The sequence below is a fragment of the Citrobacter sp. UYEF32 genome, from assembly GCF_040546205.1.
In the GTDB taxonomy this organism is placed as follows: domain Bacteria; phylum Pseudomonadota; class Gammaproteobacteria; order Enterobacterales; family Enterobacteriaceae; genus Phytobacter; species Phytobacter diazotrophicus.
On sequence record NZ_JBEPNI010000008.1, the window covers coordinates 195,770 to 210,517 of the forward strand.

Below are 14,748 nucleotides of genomic sequence, written 5' to 3' on the forward strand. Positions count from 1 at the left end.
GCCTGGCAGACACAAATGAATAACACCCTACTTCCCGATCTCGCGACCTTTGTTCTGATTGTCGATCAGGGCAGCTTCTCTGCCGCCGCCCGTGTTTCCGGCGCGACACCATCTGCAATGAGCCGCTGCGTTTCACGCCTTGAGCAGGCGCTGGGTAATAAATTACTGCACCGCACAACGCGCAAACTGCGGCTGAGTGAGTCCGGGCGTAGCGTGTACGAACATGCGCAAATGATGCTCGACGCCGCCAGACAGGCAATGAATGCTGGCAGCAGCGTGCAGGATATTGCGCAAGGCACCCTGACTATCAGCGTGCCCAAAGCCGTTGGGCGATTTGTTATCCACCCCCTCATGCGCGAATTTCTGGCCCGTTATCCGCAGGTTGATGTACGGCTGCGTCTGGAAGATCGGTATATGGATTTAATTGATGACGGCGTCGACCTGGCGCTGCGCATTACCGACTCGCCTTCTCCCGGCCTGCACGGTAAGCCGTTAATACCGATTAAACATCTGATTTGCGCCACGCCGGAATATCTGCGCCAGCGCGGCACACCCGAGAAGCCGGAAGATTTACGCCAGCATAGCTGCATCAGTCTTGGCGAAACGCCAGCAGACTCACGCTGGAAATTTCGTAAGCGTGGCAAAAGTGAAACCATTCAGACCCACGGACGCTATGCCGCTAACCACACCGGCGTGCGTCTTGATGCGGTGCTGAACCATCTGGGGATAGGCAGCCTGCCGCTGTTTACCGCAAGTAGGGCACTGGCGCGAGGTGAGATAGTTCAGGTGCTGCCAGACTGGGAATTTATTAGCGACTATTCCGGGCAGCTCTGGCTACTGTGGTCTTCAGGAAAGCATATGCCCGCCAGAATGCGGGCAATGATTGATTATTTAAGTGAGAAGATGCCGCTGGTCTCGCTTACGGCGCCTTACTGAGTACGTCTGCAACCCAGGCGCGGAATGCATCGATATCAATACCCAGGGCCACCTGCGCATTCGCGGGTTTCCCCAGACGGCCTTCAATGTCCACCACAGTCGTGCCCGCCGTGTACGTGCCCTGGGTTTCCACCGCCACAAAGCAGGATTTCAGGGTAAAAATGTCCGGGCGCACCAGCCAGGCAATCGCGCAGAGATCGTGCATTCGTAGCCCGGTCGCCATACTGCCGCTGCGGTAGTGGCTAAACAGGGCATGCAGCATTTTCCCGGTTTGATTTCCCGATGTCAGCATAGACAGATAATCCGGGGTAAGCGTTGCATGGTTAGTCACATCCAGACCGCACATCACAATCTCCAGCCCGCTTTCAAAGACACGCGCAGCCGCCTCCGGGTCGATGGCGATATTAAATTCGGCATTCGGCGTGAAGTTACCGCGTCCGGCAGAGCCACCCATCATCACCAGACGACGAATGTTGAACTGACATTCCGGGTAGTGGGATAACAGCAGAGCAATGTTGGTCAATGGGCCAATCGCTACCAGTGTGACCGGCTCCGGTGAGGCCATGAGCACATCTCGGATCGCCTGAAACGCTGGCTTTGCCAGCGGCTGGCGCTGATGTTCAATAAAGTTATAGCCTTCCATGCCGGATTCACCGTGGACACTTGCCGCATCGCGCAACGGGCGCAGCAACGGCGTCGCCGCACCTTTCGCAACCGGGATATTGGCATTCCAGAAGTGAAGCAATTGCAGAGCGTTACGGGTGGTTTTCTCCAGCGAGACATTACCTGCGACCGTGGTCATCAGTTTGAGATCAAGCTCAGGAGCAAAAAGCGCAGCGGCAATGGCAGCCGCGTCGTCAATACCAGGATCGGTGTCGAGAATAATCGGCAGGCGCATACATCCTCCATAAAAAATGCCAGGCGTCAGGCCTGGCATCTTCTCATAAACTCAAAACGAAAAAGTTATTCGACTTCGCGAACATCGACCCGCAGCTCTTTCGGAACTTCGAAAACGATATTTTCTTCACGGCCTTCCAGCGGAATGGCTTCCCCACCGCCAAGCTCCTGCAGACGGGAGATAACGTTTTGCACCAGAACGTCAGGCGCCGATGCCCCGGCCGTTACGCCAACGCAACTGATTTCGCGCACCCACTCTTCCTGAATATCAGAAGCATCATCAATCAGGTAAGCGGATTTCCCCATACGCTGGGCCAGCTCCGCCAGACGGTTGGAGTTCGACGAGTTCTTCGAGCCGACAACCAGTACCACTTCCGCCTGTTCCGCCAGTGCGCGCACGGCTTCCTGACGGTTGGTCGTGGCGTAGCAGATATCATCTTTACGCGGCCCGACAATTTTCGGGAAGCGCTGACGCAGCGCATCAATCACGTCGGAAGTATCATCCACGGAGAGTGTCGTCTGCGTCATAAAAGAGAGCTTATTGATATCTTTGATATTGAGCGTTTCTACGTCTTCCGGCGACTCCACCAGGTACATTCCCCCTTTCGGGTTGCTGTACTGCCCCATGGTGCCTTCGACTTCCGGATGACCAGCATGGCCAATCAGGATGGCTTCTTCCCCACGACGACTGGCGCGAGCGACTTCCATATGCACTTTGGTTACCAGTGGGCAGGTGGCATCAAAGACGGTCAGATCGCGGCTTTTCGCTTCGTTACGTACCGCCTGTGAAACACCGTGAGCAGAGAAAATCAGGATCGCGCCGTCCGGCACTTCGCTGATTTGCTCGATAAAAATCGCCCCGCGTTCACGCAGGCTGTCTACCACGTAACGGTTGTGGACCACTTCGTGACGGACATAAATGGGCGCGCCATAAATCGCCAGCGCGTTTTCAACAATGCTAATCGCGCGGTCTACGCCCGCACAAAAACCACGTGGGTTAGCCAACAGGATCTGCATGCATCCCCTCCAGTGCCGGTTCCACTTCCAGCACGTCGACATCAAAATGAACGGTCTGCCCTGCCAGCGGATGGTTAAAATCAACGGTAATAGAATCACCGTTGATCTCACGGATCACGCCTGGCATTTCGCTGCCATCCATTGCGGTAAAGAGCATAATCGCGCCGATTTCCGGCTCACCCGCGTCCATAAAATCACGGCGCGAGAAATACTGAATCAGATCGGGAACCGGCGTGCCAAATGCCGCGTCCGGTTCCAGCGAAAACGCTTTTTTGTCGCCTGCTTTCAATCCCAGCAAGTGCTGCTCAAGCCCTTCGGACAGCGAACCATCCCCCAGACGAAACAGCGCAGGCTTACCATTGTTGCGGGTTGACTCAGCGGTGGAGCCATCTTCGAGTTTGAGCGTAAAGTGCACCAGCACCGCGCTATTACTCTGTACAGATTTTGACATGCAGGTACGCTCACTTGTTTTGCCCGGTGACGATAATGCTTACCGGGCCTGAGGATAACCCAGGCCGGGCAAGCGTAACGCCGCCCGGCAGGTTTTGTTACGCCTGTTTCTTCGCAGCCGCGTTCGGCAGGAAGCCTTCCAGCACAATCAGCGCCGCGCCGACGCAAATGAAGCTGTCGGCCAGGTTGAAGGTGGCGAAATGCCAGTCGCCGACATAAAAATCAATCATATCAACGACAAAACCGTGCCACAGGCGATCGAACAGATTGCCTAACGCACCGCCGATAATCATCGCGTAGGCGATATTGTTCAGCTTCTGCGAGGCTTTTGAACGGTACATCAATACCGCCAGCACGACAGAAATACCGATAGCGATACCGGCAAAGAACCAGCGCTGCCAGCCACCGCTGTCCGCGAGGAAACTAAATGCCGCGCCATAGTTACGCGCGTAATGCAGATTAAGCGACCGGAACAGCGGCACCGTATCCCCCAGCGCAAAATGCTGGAGGATAAGGAACTTACTGCCCAGATCGATAATCAGCACGACGACGACCAGCCACAACCAGCGTAGCCCTGTTGAAAAGATCGGTTTACTCATCAGGCAAACTTACGTTTTTCGCCGTCACCGGCGACGTTGCTGACACAGCGTCCGCAGATTTCTGCGTGTTCCGCTACCTTGCCGACATCCTGAGTGTAATGCCAGCAACGCGGGCATTTCTCACCTTCGGCTTTGCTTAACGCCACTTTCAGACCTTTGAGCAGCTCGCTCTGTTGGGCATCAGCACAAGCGTTGGCATAATCTTCAACTTTCGCACCGGAGGTCAACAGGACAAATCGTAATTCGTCACCCAGCGCCGTCAGTTTCGCAGACAGTTCCGGTTCAGCGAACAGGGTTACTGCCGCTTCCAGCGAACCGCCCACTTTCTTGTCGGCACGCGCCTGTTCGATAACCTTGTTCACTTCGCCACGCACTTTGAGCAGTTCATCCCAGTAGGCGTCGTTCATGGCTTCGGTTTCCGCCAGACCAAACAGCCCCTGATACCATTCGCCGGTGAACACATATTTTTCGCGCTCGCCTGGCAGGTAGCCCCAGATTTCATCTGCGGTGAAGGACATGATCGGCGCCATCCAGCGCACCAGCGCTTCTGCGATATGGTACAGCGCAGTCTGGCAGCTACGACGGGCAACACTGTCCGCCTTTGCGGTGTACTGACGATCTTTGATGATATCGAGGTAGAAAGAGCCCATCTCGATGGAGCAGAAACGCATCAGGCGTTGCACAACTTCATGGAAGTCATAGGAGTCGTACGCGCTGATGATATCTTTCTGCGCTGCCTGCGCGCAGCCCACCGCCCAGCGGTCCAGCACCACCATCTCTTCCGGTTTCACCATGTCTTTTGCCGGATCGAAACCATTGAGGTTCGCCAGCAGGAAGCGCGCGGTGTTACGAATACGACGATAGCTATCGGCGGCACGTTTGAGGATCTCATCGGAAACCGCCATTTCACCGGTATAGTCGGTTGATGCCACCCACAGACGCAGGATATCCGCGCCCAGTTTGTTCATCACGTCCTGCGGAGAAACGGTATTACCGATAGATTTGGACATCTTACGGCCCTGACCATCGACGGTGAAGCCGTGGGTCAGTACCTGGCGGTAAGGTGCTTTGCCTTTCATCGCGACGCTGATCATCAGAGACGACATGAACCAGCCACGGTGTTGGTCAGAACCTTCCAGATACATATCCGCTGCGTGGCCGCCAAATTCCGGACGCGCGTCAACCACAGAGTAGCTTGTTGAACCGGAGTCAAACCAGACGTCCAGGGTATCCGGCACTTTCACGTAGTTGTCAGCGTCATCGCCCAAAATTTCACGCGGATCGAGATCCCACCACGCCTGAATGCCGTCTTTCTCAACGTATTTAGCGACAGCTTCCATCAGTTCAGTGGTACGCGGATGCAGCTCTTCGGTGTCTTTATGCACGAACAGCGCCATCGGCACGCCCCAGGTACGCTGACGGGAGATACACCAGTCAGGACGGTTCGCGACCATCGATTCGATACGTGCTTTACCCCATGCCGGGATCCAGCCGCTCAGGTTCTCTTTCGCCAGACCTTCCTGCTCAATGCGATCGATCTCTTTAAGAGACTGAATGCGCAGGCCTTTCTGATCCATGCTGACGAACCACTGCGGGGTCGCACGGAAAATGATCGGCGACTTGTGGCGCCAGCAGCACGGATAGCTGTGTTGCAGTTTTTCGACATGTAACAGTGAACCGTTGTCACGCAGCAGGTTGACGATAATATCGTTCGCTTTGAAGACGTTTACGCCATCCAGAATCGGATACGTACCCGGCAGATATGCCCCATCCGGACCAACCGGGTTAGCGATTTCCAGACCGTATTTTTGGCTGATGGTATAGTCATCAGGGCCATGGCCACCGGCGGTATGCACTGCACCGGTACCGGCTTCCAGCGTCACGTGGTCGCCCAGGATCGCAGGCACATCAAAGTCGAGGAACGGGTGTTTAAAGCGCATCAGTTCCAGGTCAGAACCTTTAACCACGCCCAGCACGGTAAACTCACTGATACCAGCGCGTTTCATCACGCTTTCCAGCAGATCTTTCGCGAGGATCAGCGCCTGCCCTTCAACCTGCACCAGCGCATAGTCAAATTCCGGGGACAGAGAGATAGCGCGGTTTGCCGGCAGCGTCCACGGGGTGGTGGTCCAGATAACCAGAGAGACAGGACCGTTAACGCTGGCAACGCCAAATTTCGCTTTTACCGCGTCGACATCGACGGCATGGAACGCCACGTCGATAGACGGAGAGGTTTTGTCGTAATACTCAACTTCCGCTTCCGCCAGCGCAGAACGGCAGTCAACGCACCAGTGCACCGGCTTGGCGCCTTTATGCAGGTGACCGTTACCGATGATTTTACCCAGCGCACGGATAATGTTGGCTTCGGTTTTGAAGTCCATGGTGCGATACGGATGTTCCCAGTCGCCCAGTACGCCAAGACGGATAAAGTCTTTGCGCTGGCCATCGATCTGGGTCGCAGCGTATTCACGGCATTTTGCACGGAACTCCGCGGCGGTGAATTTCTCACCCGGCTTACCAAATTCCTGCTCTACTTTCAGTTCGATAGGCAGACCGTGACAGTCCCAGCCCGGCACATACGGCGAGTCGTAACCCGCAAGGCCTTTGGACTTCACGATAATGTCTTTCAGAATCTTGTTAACAGAGTGACCAATATGAATGCTGCCATTCGCATAAGGAGGGCCATCATGCAGAATGAAGGTTTTTTTGCCTTTTTTGGCTGCACGAATGATGCCGTACAGATCATCATCAGTCCAACGCGCCAGCATTCCCGGTTCGCGTTTGGCGAGGTCGCCACGCATCGGGAACCCTGTTTCCGGCAAATTCAGGGTTGATTTATAGTCACTCATCAGATTCTCGGTTCCGTATTTATCACACAGGCATTTAAGCCGGGTTTGATAGCCCAAAAAACTCGCGGGCGGTTAACTCATCACGCGCGATCTGCGCTTTAAGCTCATCAAGCGATGTAAATCGCTGCTCGTTGCGTATCTTTTTACGCAGTACTACATCTATATGGCGTCCATAGAGGTCCATTACAACATCCAGCAGATGGACTTCAAGCTGCTGGCGAACCCCGGCAACCGTCGGGCGCGTACCAATGTTGGCCACGCCGGGCAGTAAAGTATCGCCTAAGCCAGCCACTTCTACCGCATAGACACCTTTAACCGGGGAAACCTGGCGGCGCAGCGGTATGTTCGCCGTCGGAAAACCGATAGTACGCCCCAGCTCGTCGCCGTGAACCACACGCCCGGAGATACTGAACGGACGGCCCAGCAGTTGTTCAGCGAGCTCAAGGTTGTCATCAGCCAACGCCTGACGAACCGCCGTACTGCTCACGCGCGCGCCACCAGAGCAGAAGGTTTGCGTGCTGGTAACATCAAAGCCGTATTTCAGACCAGCTTTCTGTAATAACAAGAAATCCCCCTGGCGACCAGCGCCAAAGCGGAAGTCATCGCCCACGGCGAGGAATTTCACGCCAAGTTTGTCAACCAGCAGGTCGCTGACGAAGGTTTGCGCCGTCAACGCGGCAAAACGCCGGTCAAAACGTACGCACAGTACGTAATCGACGCCACATTCGGCCAGCAGGCGCAGTTTTTCCCGCAGCCGGGTCAGGCGCGCAGGCGCTTTATCGCTCGCGAAAAGTTCGAGAGGTTGCGGCTCGAATATCATCACCACCACGGGGAGAGCACGGGTACGACCTTCTTCGCTAAGCCCTTGTAAAAGCGCCTGATGGCCGCGATGCACGCCGTCGAAATTACCAATAGTCAGCACACACCCGTGCGGTGCCTGGCTGAGATTATGTATGCCGCGTATCAGCTTCATGTCTGGCTCAAAACAGTGAAAATCGTCAAAGTATACCTTGTACAACGTGCAACGTTAACCGACGATTGCCCGAACCCGCCAGAAAGGAGAAGGATTTCATCAGGCTGCCTTCTTACCGCATGAAAAACTGAGCCGGAAAGCGATTTTTATAGTGGAAAGGCTGTATTCGATGACCACAAGCTGGTAGAATCCTGCGCCATCAATACGTAACGTAGCGTCGCACATTAACGGCGCTTATTTGCACAAATCCATTGACAAAAGAAGGCTAAAAGGGCATATTCCTCGGCCTTTGAATTGTCCATATAGATCATATTTGGGAGTTGGACCTTGGCTAATATCAAATCAGCTAAGAAGCGCGCCGTTCAGTCTGAAAAGGCTCGCAAACACAACGCAAGCCGTCGCTCTATGATGCGTACTTTCATCAAGAAAGTGTACGCTGCGATCGAAGCTGGCGACAAAGCTGCTGCACAGAAAGCATTTGACGAAATGCAACCGATCGTGGATCGCCAGGCCGCTAAAGGTCTGATCCACAAAAACAAAGCTGCGCGTCATAAAGCAAACCTGACTGCACAGATCAGCAAACTGGCTTAATCGCCCGCTTGTTGTACTTTGTGAAAGAACCCGCGTAAAGCGGGTTTTTTTATGCCTGCTACCCGACGTCAATGCCGAGTAATGTCTGTAACCCCTGCCGACCTTTCGCAGTCAGCGCAACTTCACGAAACCCGGGCGTCCTGCGGATCCACCCCTTCGTTTCAAAATAAATAAGCAACACCGCTCCTGCATGCCCCCCCAGATGAAAGCGCCGCTCGCTCCAGTCAAGACAGGCACAGCTACGTTTACGCGTTGATTTATTTTCCAGCGGTAAACCCATCCGGATAAAAAATGCCAGCCCTTCTTCGGTAAGCGACGCACCATCCGCGGTCAGGTAATCTTTCGCCACCAGCGCGTCATAAATGTTTACCGCCAGCTCACCAGCCAGATGATCGTAACAGGTGCGCGCATGCCGCAGCGCCACGTGCGTGCGTGTGGTTAAAGGTTTATCCTGCCGCCAGGAAATGCCCATCATCATTTCAATCAACCGGGCAACCTCCTGGCCTGCCAGACGGTAGTAACGATGACGCCCCTGTGACAGGAAACAGACCAGTTGGCTGTCAACCAGCTTACTCAGATGTGCGCTGGCGGTGGAGGCCGCAACGCCTGCCGCCACACTCAATTCCGTTGCCGTCCATGCCCGCCCATCCATCAGCGCACACAGCATTTTCACGCGTGATGGATCGGCCATCGCTGCGGCAACTGCCGCGACCGAAAGCTCAAGTGCGTCGTCATCAGAAAGATGTTCAGGATGAAGTTGCATAAACCGCCCAGGGTTCTGTTGCCTCGCTGGCAACGAGATCATTATCCGTCACCAGTATGAGCTGATTTGCGTGATCGCTATACTGCACGAGAATATTTACGCCATGGGATGCAAGCGTTGCCGTTATCTCGCCCAGCTCGCCGGGCCGCTCCTGTTTGAGCTTACGGATCACAGGCCTGCGCAGCTCGCGGACATCAAAACCGTGTTGCTCCAGTACCGCTTTCGCCCGTATGCCCTCTTCCACCAGAAAGTGGGCATGCCCTTCATTATTGTGGGTAAAGACACCGCCGCCCTCAAGGCCGATACCGTTACTGCCCAGCGTTTTGCCCAGTTTCGCCAGCTCACCCGGCAGGTTTTTGAGTACTACATAAATATCGTACATCACCTTACCTCCGGTTTTCCGATGAATATTCCCGTTCCAGACGGGCAATACGGATGCGATAAAACGAAAAAATTGCCTCGCGCCCCTCCGTCTGCGCCTCACGGTGAAAATGGTTATTTTTCCATGTCTGAATGGCTTCCTCATCGCGCCACCAGGATAACGAGAGTATCTTCCCCGGTGTGGTCAGGCTTTGAAAACGTTCAATCGCGATAAAGCCATCGATATCGGCAAGCAGCGGTTTCAGTTCCGCAGCCAGCTCAAGGTAGCGCTCTTGCTTTGCCGCAACCGCGTCGGCTTCGAAAAGTACAGCAATCATGATTTATCTCCTGTATGGGTAGGAGAGATAAATCTACCGTGCTGAAAAAGTCATGCTTCGGTGGTTAACGAAATATGGCGCGTATCATCAGAGGTCATGAAATAGCCGGGAGTAATCACGGTTACAAATACGCTGTACGGCGGGGTGCTGAATCATTCGTTCGGCAAAAATGGCGTGGTACTCTTCCATCACGTTATCCACTCGGCCAATTTCGACGATATTCTCATCGGCAAAATAGTCTTTTGCATAGAGCGTCGGAGCCACAAAAATGGCATTGTGCGCTGCGCCAAACGATTTCATCAACGCCGCATCATCAAACTCGCCCAGCACTTCAACATTCAGCCCCTGCGAATTAAACCAGTTAAGCAATTTACGCCCGAGCATCGACCGGCGGCCAGGAATCAGCAAACGGCGTTCTTCAAGGCAGGCAGGAAAGGGCTTTTTAAGTGCCGGTTTCTGGCACCAGAAGCTGACGCTGCATTCGCCAATCTTCACCGAAAAGAGCCCTTCCTGATGGGTAGAATCTATCGGGCAATCCGAAATAATCATATCGAGCTTATGCTGGCTCAACTGTTCGAGCAGCATTTCATGGGTGGATTCAAAACAGCGTAAATGGATAGGCTCGCCTTCCTGAACCGCAGCCTCAAGAATACCGCTCACAAGTTGTTTTGACAGCGCATCCGCTACCCCGACGTCAAACAACAAATGTGACTCTTTGCGATAATTAACGATATCCAGCATTTCCTGGCTTAGCGTAAACATCTTATCGGCGTAACGAAAAACCAGCTCACCAAGTTCCGTTGGTTCCAGCCCCCTTCCCCGGCGCTTAAAGAGCTTGCCCTGCAGGCGCTCTTCCAGCGCTTTTATTTGCCCGGTGATGGTTTGTGGCGTGAGGTATAACGCTTCCGCAGCACCGACAACGGACCCCGCGCGGTATACCTGCCAGAAGTAATACAGATGGTTGTAATTGATGTTCGACATCGTGTCTTCGCTCCCTGAGTGACGTTTTCGGGAAGGCTATCGTTCGCCTTCCCCTTCAGGAATTAGCGGACTATACGCGAACGCAGCAGACAGTATCCCACCACCGCCGCCAGGATTGAACCTGTAAGAATGCCTAATTTCGCCCAGGCAACCATATGTGTATCGACGTCACCAAACGCGAGGGTAGCGATGAAAATCGACATGGTAAAACCAATACCGCACAGCACGCCGACCGCCATTATTTGTTTAAACGCCGCCCCCTGCGGCAGTTTTGCCAGTTTGAGACGAAGCGCCAGCCAACAAAAAATGGTTATGCCGACGGGTTTACCGATAAACAGACCGGCAATCACCCCCATTGGCAACAGCGACGTCAGCCCGGCAAAGGTGACCCCTTCAAGCGATACGCCCGCATTAGCAAAGGCAAACAGGGGCAAAATCAGCCAGCCAACCCAGGGGTGGATCGCATCAATCACCTGACGGGCCGGAGAGACGCCATTCTCCTCTTTCAGAGGAATGAAGAAGCCCAGTACGACCCCGGCCAACGTGGCATGAATGCCCGATTTCAACACCGCAGTCCACAACACTATGCCCACCAGCATATAGATGCCGATCCGGCGAACATTAAGGGCATTCAGTACCGCCAGCGCCACGATGGCCGCCGCCGCAACGCCCAGCGATACCAGCGAGAGATCGCTGGTGTAAAACAGCGCGATAATAATGATCGCACCCAGATCATCGATAATCGCCAGCGCCATCAGGAAGATTTTCAGCGCCGGGGGAATGCGATCGCCGAGCAGTGCCAGAACGCCAAGGGCAAAGGCGATATCCGTCGCCGCAGGAATCGCCCAGCCGTGACGCGCCAGCGGATCGTGCATGTTAAACGCCAGAAATATCAGCGCTGGTGCCACCATACCGCCCAGGGCGGCAATCACCGGAAAAATTGCCTGTTGACGGCTGGCAAGCGAACCTTGCATCAGCTCATATTTCACTTCAAGGCCGACCATCAGGAAAAAGACCGCCATAAGCGCGTCATTTATCCATAACAGCATATTTTTATTGATTTCCAGCGCTGCAAACTTGAACGCAACCGGTGTATCAAGGAAAGCTTGATAACCTGCTTTGGTCACATCCAGATTGGCGCAAAACATCGCCAGTACGGCAGCAATGATGAGGATAATCCCGCCTGAGATATCACTGCTAAAAAAACGTTGTAGAAATTTCATGGTCTTCTCTCGATTTACGACTCCCTGGGGCGCTTATATTACCCCGCCAGAATCATCGATAAAATCAGATAAATTTTGGGGATAAACTCGGTTTTACCGAGTTTATATGATAATACGGTTATCAATGAGATGTTCAGGCTTTGCATACTTCGCCTGAATAGGGGGGATATTCTAGTGGCAGAGAGAAGGCTCGAGCGGCAGTACCGTGCGGGTCTGGTTGTATTCATACTTCATAAAATCAAGGACCATTGTCAGATTTGCCGGGGAAAGGCGCGTCATCTGAGCGTAAAAAGGATGCGACTCGACATAATGAATAAATCGCGTCGCGGGTAACAGCGTCGCACGACACAATTCTCCAGGTTTTTTACTGCCGGTCAAATTGGAGACGGCCATCGCGTAGTCAGGCGTGGAAAAATAGCGCCAGACATTGTTACGAATACCTCCCGCCAGAAAATATCGCGGTGGCCGCGCCTGCTGCTGCGCGACAAGCCCACGCTCAGCGACAAACGATATATGGCATCGTCCACGCACCACGTCATCGTGATTGGCTATCAGGCATCCACCATAAATAAAGCATTCGTGTTCAAGAAAATGCTGAACATTGATAGACCTTTCATCCGTCAATTTTTTCACCAACTCAAAATGACGATAAGCAGGCAAAACGGGCTTCACTATCATCCCTGCATCGTTTTTACGCAATGCGGCCATGCCGTAATCAATATCGAATAACGTCGCCCGTTGCGCAGTCAGCTTCTCTTTTCGTTGAACGATGTGGGCAAACGTTCCGCTCAATGAGCGCTCGGTAAAACTGTGAGTGTACTGATATTCTTTTTCTACGCAGACTGGCGAGTAATTGGTGGAGACGGCAACAACGTTGCCGCTATCCGCCTCGGCGGTCACCAGAATATAGAGCAAATTGCCCGAACCCAGATAAGGCAGAACAAAAGCGCGCGTACACAAAGCAATGTCATATGCCAAGAAAAGACATTGTGATTGAAGGCTATTAACCTGCCGCGCCAGTCGGGAAAATTGTCGGCTCAGGGCGGTACTGTCCAGACGCAGCTCTCTGCGAAGATCTATCAAAGTAGCGCCTGCCGCAATGCCTTTACCCAACTCGCTTAAATTCTCTTTTTCCAGACTCACCGGCGTAAAAAGGAAGGTTCTGCTGCAATGACGGCAGAGGAGTCGGCTTTTACCTTGCGAAGAATAACCGTGTCGTTTAAACGCCGTCCCGCCACAAAAAGGGCACTGTTTTATTAATCCCTTCCACTCTTTATTGATAGCCGTACGAAAAACATTCAAAGCGTGTCTGGAAATCCGCGGAAAGGTAAAACCACATTCGCGGCAAAGAATATCTTTCCCCTGCGGTTGGTAATCGGGGCTATTCAGGATACCCAGATTTTTGCAGCCAAAAGTTTTGCAGCAATCGACATCATGATGACCAAACATTGCGTTTCCTCCCTGAAATGCTCAGTTTGCCGATAAAACATACCTTATATCTGCCGGCGAGTATCCATTTTCAAACAGGGTTTTCATCGCTTGCATTAACGCGGAGGTATGAGAAAAGAAGTGCTGATAGCCCTGGCAAAGATAATTTTGCGGGAATGATCCCTCTGCCTGAGGCAAAAAACGATGTTTCGGGCAACCGCCATTGCAGGCAAACAGCCATGGGCAGGAGTGACACTCACGAGAAAGGTATTTGTTTTTCGCTTCGCCAAAAGTGTGGTTTTGCCGACTGTTGTTCATCTCTCTGATGGTGGTGTTATTGATATTGCCAAGTTTGTACTGCGGATAGACATAATGATCGCAGTTATACACATCGCCGTTCATTTCCATAGCAAAAGCACTGCCGCATGTCGGGGCAAACACGCAAACCTGGGGCGGCAATCGACACCACGCCGCAAGAGTTTGATCAAAGAGTTGCACAGAAATGTCGCCGATATCCTCCCGGATCCACACATCAAAAATCGTCGAAAGAAATTCGCCAAACGCCAGAGAGCCCACTGACCAGGGCATCATCTCCGCTTGCGGTTCCTGCGGATGGGCCAGTGATGCAGTGTCAGGCGTTTTGCTTCTTCGCTCCACCAGTGGGATAAACTGCATGTACTGACTACCCAGCGATTTCAGATAGCGGTAAACCCGAAGCGGGTGGGCCGCGTTTGCCGCGTTAACCACTGTGAGGGTATTAAATGCAACCTCATGGCGGGCAAGAAGATGGATCGCGCGCTCTACTTTTTCATGCGTTGGTTTTCCCGCTCGCGTCACCCGCCATGCATCATGCAACGCCGCATCACCATCAATTGAGATGCCAACCAGAAAGGCGTTCTCACGGAAAAACTCAGCCCAGCGATCGTCGATGAGTATTCCATTGGTCTGAAAGGTGTTCACAATCTGTTTGCCATTGGCATAACGTTTTTGTAGCGCGATGGCCTGCTGATAAAACGCTATCCCCATCAGTGTGGGTTCGCCTCCCTGCCAGGCGAAAATCACCTCGTCAACATCCTGCGCAGCGATATGCTGGGCAATGAAGCGCTCAAGGGTGCTTTCGCTCATGCGGAAATTTTTATTTCTCTCAGGGTAAAGCTTCTCTTTTTCGAGATAAAAACAGTACTGGCAATCAAGGTTGCATACCGAACCGGTGGGTTTGACCATGACCTGGCAGCTTTTTCTTAACATGATGTTCGTCCCTGAAATAAAAATAACCCGATCCCTCTATATGAAAGATCGGGCGGGCAGTGCCCTAAGTGGCATAATTACTTCTTTTTATTATT

15 protein-coding genes and 1 pseudogene are annotated in these 14,748 nt (G+C 53.2%); 2 read left to right on the forward strand and 14 right to left on the reverse strand.

Annotated features, from left to right (window positions below; genetic code table 11):
* Positions 1–15: 15 nt before the first annotated feature.
* Positions 16–936, forward strand: a complete 921-nt coding sequence (locus ABIB59_RS22050; RefSeq protein ID WP_354037043.1) for a LysR family transcriptional regulator — start codon at positions 16–18, stop codon at positions 934–936.
* Here the strand turns inward: ABIB59_RS22050 and rihC are convergent.
* The 7 genes and pseudogenes from rihC to ABIB59_RS26440 all read right to left on the reverse strand — a co-directional run bounded on the left by rihC (position 920) and on the right by ABIB59_RS26440 (position 7,946).
* Positions 920–1,834: a ribonucleoside hydrolase RihC gene (rihC, locus tag ABIB59_RS22055; protein ID WP_354037045.1), complete on the reverse strand. Its 915-nt coding sequence runs from the start codon at positions 1,832–1,834 to the stop codon at positions 920–922. The two genes, ABIB59_RS22050 and rihC, sit on opposite strands and share 17 nt — an antisense overlap.
* A 65-nt stretch (positions 1,835–1,899) precedes the next feature.
* Entirely contained in the window at positions 1,900–2,850 is a 951-nt protein-coding gene (ispH, locus tag ABIB59_RS22060) for a 4-hydroxy-3-methylbut-2-enyl diphosphate reductase (protein ID WP_039078302.1), read from the reverse strand.
* On the reverse strand, positions 2,831–3,301 hold the full coding sequence (gene fkpB, locus ABIB59_RS22065) for an FKBP-type peptidyl-prolyl cis-trans isomerase (RefSeq protein ID WP_039078301.1): 471 nt from the start codon (positions 3,299–3,301) through the stop codon (positions 2,831–2,833). Before fkpB ends, ispH begins: the two co-directional genes overlap by 20 nt.
* Positions 3,302–3,398: 97 nt before the next feature.
* Positions 3,399–3,899 (reverse strand): signal peptidase II, encoded by a 501-nt coding sequence (lspA, locus tag ABIB59_RS22070; RefSeq protein WP_354037047.1) that lies wholly within the window; start codon positions 3,897–3,899, stop codon positions 3,399–3,401.
* Entirely contained in the window at positions 3,899–6,748 is a 2,850-nt protein-coding gene (gene ileS / locus ABIB59_RS22075) for an isoleucine--tRNA ligase (protein ID WP_079497288.1), read from the reverse strand. The genes lspA and ileS overlap by 1 nt, the downstream gene beginning before the upstream one ends.
* Positions 6,749–6,782: 34 nt before the next feature.
* Positions 6,783–7,721 (reverse strand): bifunctional riboflavin kinase/FAD synthetase, encoded by a 939-nt coding sequence (ribF, locus tag ABIB59_RS22080; protein ID WP_039078298.1) that lies wholly within the window; start codon positions 7,719–7,721, stop codon positions 6,783–6,785.
* 25 nt (positions 7,722–7,746) lie between these two features.
* A pseudogene (locus ABIB59_RS26440) lies at positions 7,747–7,946 on the reverse strand (DUF2575 domain-containing protein).
* Positions 7,947–8,048: 102 nt separating this feature from the next.
* Between ABIB59_RS26440 and rpsT the strand changes: the two are divergent.
* Complete coding sequence (rpsT, locus tag ABIB59_RS22085) at positions 8,049–8,312, forward strand: 30S ribosomal protein S20 (protein ID WP_039078297.1); 264 nt, start codon at positions 8,049–8,051, stop codon at positions 8,310–8,312.
* A gap of 58 nt (positions 8,313–8,370) precedes the next feature.
* Here rpsT and ABIB59_RS22090 read toward each other — a convergent pair whose 3' ends face one another.
* The 7 genes from ABIB59_RS22090 to ABIB59_RS22120 form a co-directional block, all read right to left on the reverse strand.
* A complete protein-coding gene (locus tag ABIB59_RS22090) occupies positions 8,371–9,075 on the reverse strand; it encodes an ArsR/SmtB family transcription factor (protein ID WP_354037050.1) in 705 nt (234 codons plus the stop codon).
* Positions 9,059–9,457 (reverse strand): amino acid-binding protein, encoded by a 399-nt coding sequence (locus ABIB59_RS22095; RefSeq protein WP_071193612.1) that lies wholly within the window; start codon positions 9,455–9,457, stop codon positions 9,059–9,061. The genes ABIB59_RS22090 and ABIB59_RS22095 overlap by 17 nt, the downstream gene beginning before the upstream one ends.
* Before the next feature lie 4 nt (positions 9,458–9,461).
* Complete coding sequence (locus ABIB59_RS22100; protein ID WP_071193611.1) at positions 9,462–9,773, reverse strand: antibiotic biosynthesis monooxygenase family protein; 312 nt, start codon at positions 9,771–9,773, stop codon at positions 9,462–9,464.
* 87 nt (positions 9,774–9,860) lie between these two features.
* Positions 9,861–10,754, reverse strand: a complete 894-nt coding sequence (gene nhaR / locus ABIB59_RS22105; protein WP_039078293.1) for a transcriptional activator NhaR — start codon at positions 10,752–10,754, stop codon at positions 9,861–9,863.
* A 62-nt stretch (positions 10,755–10,816) separates the two neighbouring features.
* Positions 10,817–11,977, reverse strand: coding sequence for a Na+/H+ antiporter NhaA (gene nhaA / locus ABIB59_RS22110; RefSeq protein WP_079497290.1), 1,161 nt, complete (start codon positions 11,975–11,977; stop codon positions 10,817–10,819).
* Between the two features lie 171 nt (positions 11,978–12,148).
* Entirely contained in the window at positions 12,149–13,426 is a 1,278-nt protein-coding gene (locus tag ABIB59_RS22115) for an IS1/IS1595 family N-terminal zinc-binding domain-containing protein (RefSeq protein ID WP_354037051.1), read from the reverse strand.
* A gap of 21 nt (positions 13,427–13,447) precedes the next feature.
* The gene (locus ABIB59_RS22120; RefSeq protein WP_079497292.1) at positions 13,448–14,653 is read right to left on the reverse strand and encodes an anaerobic sulfatase maturase; all 1,206 of its coding nucleotides are present in this window, start codon (positions 14,651–14,653) and stop codon (positions 13,448–13,450) included.
* Between the last annotated feature and the right edge of the window lie 95 nt (positions 14,654–14,748).

Excerpts from the sequence above, each read along its gene's own strand:
- ABIB59_RS22095 (WP_071193612.1), bottom strand. The coding sequence starts at position 9,457 with ATGTACGATATTTATGTAGTACTCAAAAACCTGCCGGGTGAGCTGGCG.
- rihC (WP_354037045.1), bottom strand. The coding sequence starts at position 1,834 with ATGCGCCTGCCGATTATTCTCGACACCGATCCTGGTATTGACGACGCG.
- ribF (WP_039078298.1), bottom strand. The coding sequence starts at position 7,721 with ATGAAGCTGATACGCGGCATACATAATCTCAGCCAGGCACCGCACGGG.
- ABIB59_RS22120 (WP_079497292.1), bottom strand. The coding sequence starts at position 14,653 with ATGTTAAGAAAAAGCTGCCAGGTCATGGTCAAACCCACCGGTTCGGTA.
- lspA (WP_354037047.1), bottom strand. The coding sequence starts at position 3,899 with ATGAGTAAACCGATCTTTTCAACAGGGCTACGCTGGTTGTGGCTGGTC.
- nhaA (WP_079497290.1), bottom strand. The coding sequence starts at position 11,977 with ATGAAATTTCTACAACGTTTTTTTAGCAGTGATATCTCAGGCGGGATT.
- ABIB59_RS22090 (WP_354037050.1), bottom strand. The coding sequence starts at position 9,075 with ATGCAACTTCATCCTGAACATCTTTCTGATGACGACGCACTTGAGCTT.
- nhaR (WP_039078293.1), bottom strand. The coding sequence starts at position 10,754 with ATGTCGAACATCAATTACAACCATCTGTATTACTTCTGGCAGGTATAC.
- fkpB (WP_039078301.1), bottom strand. The coding sequence starts at position 3,301 with ATGTCAAAATCTGTACAGAGTAATAGCGCGGTGCTGGTGCACTTTACG.
- ispH (WP_039078302.1), bottom strand. The coding sequence starts at position 2,850 with ATGCAGATCCTGTTGGCTAACCCACGTGGTTTTTGTGCGGGCGTAGAC.
- ABIB59_RS22050 (WP_354037043.1), top strand. The coding sequence starts at position 16 with ATGAATAACACCCTACTTCCCGATCTCGCGACCTTTGTTCTGATTGTC.
- ABIB59_RS22100 (WP_071193611.1), bottom strand. The coding sequence starts at position 9,773 with ATGATTGCTGTACTTTTCGAAGCCGACGCGGTTGCGGCAAAGCAAGAG.
- ileS (WP_079497288.1), bottom strand. The coding sequence starts at position 6,748 with ATGAGTGACTATAAATCAACCCTGAATTTGCCGGAAACAGGGTTCCCG.
- ABIB59_RS22115 (WP_354037051.1), bottom strand. The coding sequence starts at position 13,426 with ATGTTTGGTCATCATGATGTCGATTGCTGCAAAACTTTTGGCTGCAAA.